Consider the following 6,650-nt stretch of genomic DNA (forward strand, 5'->3'; position numbering starts at 1 on the left):
CCTGAGGAATCATCAAATTTTACGGCTTATTTCATATATCCAGCAAAGGTAATTTTTTCTTTTCCAATACGGTATTCATTCCAGCAATGCCCTGTAAGCCTCCCGTATGAATGGCCAGAATGCGCGTTCCAGGTACAAAATTATCATTCTCGATCATATCTAACAACCCATACATCATTTTTCCCGTGTAAACGGGGTCCAAGGGGATATTCGTTTGTTCCTTAAATTCATTAATAAACCGGACCAAGTTCTCATCGATTTTGCCGTAGCCCCCGAAGTGATATTCCGAGTTAATCGTCCAATTATTCTTCTTGGTTAATTTTTTCAGCTTATCCTGAAAGAAATCCCCCTTTAAAACAGGAAACCCCAATATTCTTTGATTATTGTTCGCAGCATTGATCAAACCTGCCATGGTTCCTCCTGTTCCTACACAAACACTTATAATTTCAAAATCAGAATCCGAGTCCACTAAAATTTCCTCACAGCCTTTTATAGCCAAGGAATTCGTACCCCCTTCTGGAACCAAATAAAATGTACCAAATTCTTCCTTTAAGGATTCCAAAAAATCGGAATTCTCTTTATTGCGATAAGATTCCCTACTTACAAACTTAAATTGCATTCCATTTTCGGAAGCCAATTTTAAGGTTGGGTTATCAATCCATTTGTTCCCTATCTCATCTCCCCTAATGATTCCTATAGTTTTAAGATTATTATTCTTTCCAGCCGCAGCGGTAGCCAGAATGTGATTGGAAAAAGCACCCCCAAAAGTTAGTATCGAATCGTGTCCCAGGCGTATTGCTTCCAGCACATTGTACTTTAACTTTCTAAATTTATTTCCTGAAATTAATGGGTGGATTAAATCTTCACGTTTTAAGGCAAGGACAATATTTTTCTCCTTTAAAATGGGAAGGTCTACATATTGATTTTTAATTTGCAAGGCTATTATTTTCTAAGGAATAGGTATTTTATGAAGCTATAAGGTCTGCGATTCTTCAGATAATCCTTAGAACCTTCATTAGCATAGGCTTCACGTTCAAAACTAAGGTTTTGATAGGCCTTATAGGTATCAAAATATATAAGGGACCTAATGAGCCATTCCGAAACGTACACAAAATAAAAAGGAATTATTAATAGTTCTTGCTGCTGCCTTAAATGAATTTTTTCATGATTTATAAGCTCCCTATCATTTTTAAGTGTATGATTTTTAATAAAAATAAAAGGCCAAAGTGATAAGCCCACATAATTTTTATAAAAGAAATGCTTGAAAACCAATATCATAGGCACTTGAATTCTTATCTACTCAAAGATACTTGTTAAAATTAACGAATAAAAAGTTAATTTCTTTTGTTGCTAACAGTGTGAAATCGACATATAAAATGCTAAAACCCCGTTAAACATAGGTTACTTGTCGCTAATTGCTGGGGTTATCAACAGAAATAAAGTAATTTTATATTGATTTAAGATTTCGAAAAACGAAAACGATAAGCTTGAATTTGCACATAAATGAAAGAAATAATCCCTATTGAAGATGGCGACTTTTACTGGTCGGACGAAGGTTACCGGGTGTTTACGCGTCAGTATCATTTAAAAAGGGGATACTGTTGTGAGAGTGGATGTAGACATTGCCCATACGGCTACGACCCAAAAACAAATAGTCAATAAACTAGGACCTTCGGCATGATTTTTGAGGCATTTATATTGAGAAATAATTCCTTAAACAAATAAATCGATTGTTATGAAAAACTTTAAATTACTGGCATTGGTTACTTTGGTATTGACGGTACTTAGTTCGTGTTCTTCGGTCAGGGTACTGTCGGACTATGATCAACAAGCCAACTTTAGCGAATATAAATCCTATGCTTTTTACAAAACCGGTATAGATAAAGCACAAATATCAGACTTGGATAAAAAAAGAATTCTTCGTGCTATAGAGGAGGAAATGTCCTCCAGAGGATTCGTAAAATCTGAAAATCCCGATTTACTGATAAGTATTTTCACCAAAGAACAAGAACGCGTGGACATATATAATAACAACTTCGGCTGGGGCGGTGCCTGGGGCTGGGGTTATAATCCTTATGCTTGGGGTCCCGGTTGGGGCTGGGGCTGGGGGGGTAGTAGCGTTAGCACACGCACTCAAGGGTCTCTGTACATCGATTTAATCGATACAAACAACAAGGAACTCGTTTGGCAAGGTAAAGGTGAAGGGACATTGGCCAACACCAATAACATTGAAAAGAAAGAACAGCGCATTAGGGAGTTTGTTTCTCAAATTTTGGAGCAGTATCCGCCTAACTCGGTCGCTGCTAGATAAAAAACTCAATGTAATTAAAAGGAAAAGCCTTCTCGAATCATCGGGAGGGCTTTTTTTATAGCAAAGGAAAGTGTTGACTATTTTTGGCTTCATTAAGCACAAAAGCACTTTTTACAGCTCCAATATTTGGTAACGTGGCTATCCTTGTTTTGGCAAATTCGTAGTAGGCATCCAGATTTTTTACGGTCACTTTTAATAGAAAATCGAATTCTCCACCGACCACATAACATTCGGTTACCTCATTAAAAAGGGCAACATTCTCAAGAAAATCATCTATTAACCTTCCTTTTTGAGCTTCTAGTGATACAAAGCTGAATACCGTAATACTACGTTCGATTTTAGAGGTATCCAAAATGGCTTTATAGTTTTTTATAAATCCTTCATTTTCCAATCTTTTAATCCGCTCATAAACTGGTGTTTTAGTAAGCCCCAATTGATCGGCAATGGACTTCGCCACCGTTTTTGCATCCTTTTCCAAGATTCTGAGTATCTGCCGATCTATATCATCTAATCTTTCCATTTTACTTTTTCCTTTATTTGGGGTTTAAAACAACTAAAAATACTATTTGTTCCTAATAAATAACGAAATTAAAGGATTTTTACCCTAAATACTTACAATTTAAAGATTAATGAACTAAATATTGTAACTTTAATAGTACCTAAATTCAATGAAAAAAACCTCGATATCCGAACACATGAGCTACGAAAGCAATCCTATACTCGATAAACTTCCAAAGCATCTACAGCAATACATCAAGCCTCAAAACTATGAGGATTACACAGCTATAAACCAAGCAGTTTGGCGTTATGTTATGCGAAAAAATGTGGATTACCTGAGTAAGGTTGCCCATGATTCCTACACACAAGGCTTGAAGAAAACGGGAATCTCCATTGAAAGCATACCTAATATGTATGGAATGAATCGTATACTAAAGGATTTAGGTTGGGCAGCAGTAGCGGTCGACGGATTTATACCTCCGGCTGCGTTTATGGAATTTCAGGCGTATAATGTTTTGGTGATTGCTTCGGATATTCGTCAACTTGAAAATATTGAATATACGCCCGCACCGGACATTATACATGAAGGTGCCGGTCATGCCCCAATTATTGCAAACCCGGAATATGCCGCATACCTAAGAAGGTTTGGTGAAATCGGAAGTAAAGCCGTATCCAACGCCAAGGATTTTGAGTTATATCAAGCAGTACGAACACTATCCATAATCAAAGAAGCTAAAGGAACAAATCCAAAGGACATAACTAAAGCCGATAACAAGGTGGAAGAGCTCCAGAAGAATATGGGAGAACCTAGCGAAATGGCCATGATCAGAAACCTTCATTGGTGGACCGTTGAATATGGCCTTATTGGAACTTTGAAAAATCCAAAAATTTACGGGGCGGGCCTTTTATCCAGTATCGGAGAAAGTGCGTGGTGCATGACCGATAAGGTAAAAAAGGTACCCTACACTATTGAAGCAGCGCACACTCCATTTGATATTACCAAACCACAACCTCAGCTTTACGTGACCCCTGATTTTGCATTTTTGAGTCAAGTTCTCGAAGACTTCGCTAACACTATGGCACTACGAACTGGTGGTCTTAGCGGAATTAAGAAGCTTATAGATTCAAAAGATCTAGGAACCATTGAATTGAGTACCGGGCTTCAGGTTTCGGGGAATTTTGAAAGCGTTATTGCCCATAATGGTAAGCCCATCTATTTTCAGACCACTGGTAAATCTGCTTTGGCCTACCGAGAAAAGGAGCTGGTTGGTCAAGATACCAATCAACACGATACTGGCTTTGGTTCACCGGTTGGCCGACTTAAGGGGATTAACATCGCGATTGAGGATATGAGCCCACGTGACTTAAAGGCGTATAACATTTATGAAGGAAATGAAGTTTCCTTAAATTTCGAAGGCGGAATTAATGTGAGCGGTAAAATTGTAACTGGCACCAGAAACCTACAGGGCCAGATTATCCTCATCACTTTTGAACATTGTAAAGTTACCTATAACGGAAAGATTCTCTTTCAATCCAATGATGAACTTTACAATATGGCTATAGGCGAAAGAATCATTTCCGCTTATCATGGACCGGCCGACCTCAAAAGTTTTGATTTAATAGACCACGAATTAAGTACTTCCGATTCCAAAACAGAAAGTCGTGAAAATAATGGGCTGGAGAACTTTTACCAGCAAATTCGAGACTTTAGAAATAGAACGAACACGACCATTTCAAGAAATAAAGTATTTAAAGAATTGAAGAAGAACTATCCCAAAGATTGGTTATTGTCCGTTGAATTATATGAACTGGCGGTAGGAAACCAGGATTTGGAATTTGCCAAGGAAATAATGGAACATCTTAATACCATAAAACTGGAAAATCCAAAACTTGGGCATTTAATCGATGATGGTGTTGCATTGACGGATAAGCAATTTATCATACAATAAGAAAGGCCCTTGTCCATATATGTGGTCAAGGGCTCTTAATAAAAAACAAATCTATTTAAAGTACAAATCTCATAAAAACCTCGTGCGTCCCTTGATCTAACCCGTCTATAGGTCTTTGCCAAGCAGACTCATAGGCGTACCCCAATTGAAATCCATTTGAAACCTTGAAAAGAAAAAGTCCGCTCAGGCTTTCATTGAACCTATACCCTGCACCCAAGGTAAAACGCTCTGCTAAATCCAAGAGCCCTGTAATCTCATATGAGATTGGAGATGCATCAACGTATCTGATCATTCCCAAAGCCTGAAGTTTGGTGTTACTACCTAAAAAGAAGTCATAACCTCCACCTAAATAGGCATGAATTCGATCGGCACCTAGAAAAGCATTACCGTTGGCTTCTTGAAGTCTATCAGGAGTCAAAAGTTTGGGAGCTGAGAGTGTTATGAAATACTTTTCATTTTTCAGGTAAACACCTGCACCGATATTCGGTGTAAAGCGACTCTCAAAGTTCATCAAAGAACCGTCCTGACCAACTCCATAGGTCAAAAGACCTTGCGTATTTGCATTATACGAGTTTGCGCTCGCCTTAATTCCAAAATAGATTCGGTTGGCATCGTTTAATTGAATATGATAAGAAAAGTCAACAGCCATCCAAGTTTGGGTCTCAATGAAGGTTTTGTCGTTAAGGATACTTACACCTAGTCCCACTTTATTGCCGACGGGTATTCCAAAAATGGCACTTTGGCTTTCGGGAGCACCCTCAATACCCGCCCATTGGCTTCTAAGTCCGAGAACAAACTCAACCCCCTCTGAGCTTCCGGCATATGCGGGATTGTAGATGTTCATATTATATCGATAAAAGGTATAATGGGGATCCTGTTGGCTCCATACCTGTCCTGCTAAAAGCAGGGCAAACATTACCATTATTGTATTTAAAATTCGCGTCATTTTAATTATTCTTTTAGGTTGATTTAATAGTTGATAAATATCCATCCGCGGATTACCTCGGAACCATCGCCCAGGTCGATGACATATAAATAGGAACCAGATGGCAATTTCTCACTGTTTTCCTTGTAAAAGCCTTCCCAATCATTTTTATAGGATTGTACGGCAAATACTTCGCGCCCCCATCTGTTGAAGACTTTCACCACATTATTGGGGTAATTGTCAATTCCAGGAATTATCCAAGCGTCGTTGTTTCCATCTCCATTTGGAGTGAAGGCTTGGGCCGGTACCAAAGTGGGTTCATTGTTGCTAGGAAATGCATCGTTCAAGTCGACTACCCCGTCATTATCGTCATCCGTATCGGTATTATCACCAATACCATCACCATCAGTATCCTTAGATTCGGATGGGTCTTTTGGAAATACATCCTGTGCATCAGAAATACCATCATTGTCATCATCATTATCTTCGTTATCCCCAATTCCATCAGCATCCGAATCGGTATCCTCCTGTGAATCCCATGGAAATGCGTCTTCATTGTCCGGGGTACCATCGTTATCATCGTCCATGTCCGAATTATCTCCTTGACCGTCTCTGTCACTATCCACACTTTCTTGCGGATTATCTGGAAAAGCATCGTCTACATCGGGCACACCATCATTGTCCCGATCTTCTGACTCTCCGTAAGGATAAAGATCCTCATCATTTGGGATATCATCCCCATCGATATCCTCATCGGCATTGTCACCGGTTCCGTCACCATCCGTATCCGTATCCTCGTTCTCGTCCAACGGGAAGTCGTCATCCGTGTCCGGGATACCATCGTTGTCGTCATCGGTATCCGTATTGTCGCCCGTTCCGTCACCATCCGTATCGGCATCCTCGTTCTCGTCCAACGGGAAGTCGTCATCCGTGTCCGGGGTACCATCGTTGTCGTCATCGGTATCCG

7 protein-coding genes are annotated in these 6,650 nt (G+C 39.4%); 3 read left to right on the top strand and 4 right to left on the bottom strand.

What is annotated here, in order from left to right; translation table 11 throughout:
• Positions 1 to 31: 31 nt before the first annotated feature.
• A complete protein-coding gene (locus PP182_RS20785; protein ID WP_272653174.1) occupies positions 32 to 937 on the bottom strand; it encodes a 1-aminocyclopropane-1-carboxylate deaminase/D-cysteine desulfhydrase in 906 nt (301 codons plus the stop codon).
• Between the two features lie 566 nt (positions 938 to 1,503).
• Here PP182_RS20785 and PP182_RS20795 point away from each other — a divergent pair.
• Together PP182_RS20795 and PP182_RS20800 are read left to right on the top strand one after the other, a co-directional pair.
• Positions 1,504 to 1,662 (top strand): DUF5522 domain-containing protein, encoded by a 159-nt coding sequence (locus PP182_RS20795; RefSeq protein ID WP_272653176.1) that lies wholly within the window; start codon positions 1,504 to 1,506, stop codon positions 1,660 to 1,662.
• A gap of 73 nt (positions 1,663 to 1,735) precedes the next feature.
• Positions 1,736 to 2,311, top strand: coding sequence for a DUF4136 domain-containing protein (locus PP182_RS20800; RefSeq protein WP_272653177.1), 576 nt, complete (start codon positions 1,736 to 1,738; stop codon positions 2,309 to 2,311).
• A 55-nt stretch (positions 2,312 to 2,366) separates the two neighbouring features.
• On the opposite strand, the gene PP182_RS20805 is transcribed toward PP182_RS20800, so the two are convergent.
• A complete protein-coding gene (locus PP182_RS20805) occupies positions 2,367 to 2,831 on the bottom strand; it encodes an Lrp/AsnC family transcriptional regulator (RefSeq protein ID WP_272653178.1) in 465 nt (154 codons plus the stop codon).
• 175 nt (positions 2,832 to 3,006) lie between these two features.
• On the opposite strand from PP182_RS20805, the gene PP182_RS20810 reads away from it, so the two are divergent.
• A complete protein-coding gene (locus PP182_RS20810) occupies positions 3,007 to 4,758 on the top strand; it encodes an aromatic amino acid hydroxylase (protein WP_272653181.1) in 1,752 nt (583 codons plus the stop codon).
• Positions 4,759 to 4,813: 55 nt separating this feature from the next.
• Here PP182_RS20810 and PP182_RS20815 read toward each other — a convergent pair whose 3' ends face one another.
• Both PP182_RS20815 and PP182_RS20820 read right to left on the bottom strand, forming a co-directional pair.
• A complete protein-coding gene (locus PP182_RS20815) occupies positions 4,814 to 5,704 on the bottom strand; it encodes a PorP/SprF family type IX secretion system membrane protein (protein ID WP_272653179.1) in 891 nt (296 codons plus the stop codon).
• A 23-nt stretch (positions 5,705 to 5,727) separates the two neighbouring features.
• On the bottom strand, positions 5,728 to 6,650 hold a 923-nt coding region (locus PP182_RS20820), incomplete at its 5' end, for a gliding motility-associated C-terminal domain-containing protein (RefSeq protein ID WP_272653180.1).

The sequence above is a fragment of the Maribacter sp. PR1 genome (assembly GCF_028464145.1).
In the GTDB taxonomy this organism is placed as follows: Bacteria; Bacteroidota; Bacteroidia; order Flavobacteriales; family Flavobacteriaceae; genus Maribacter.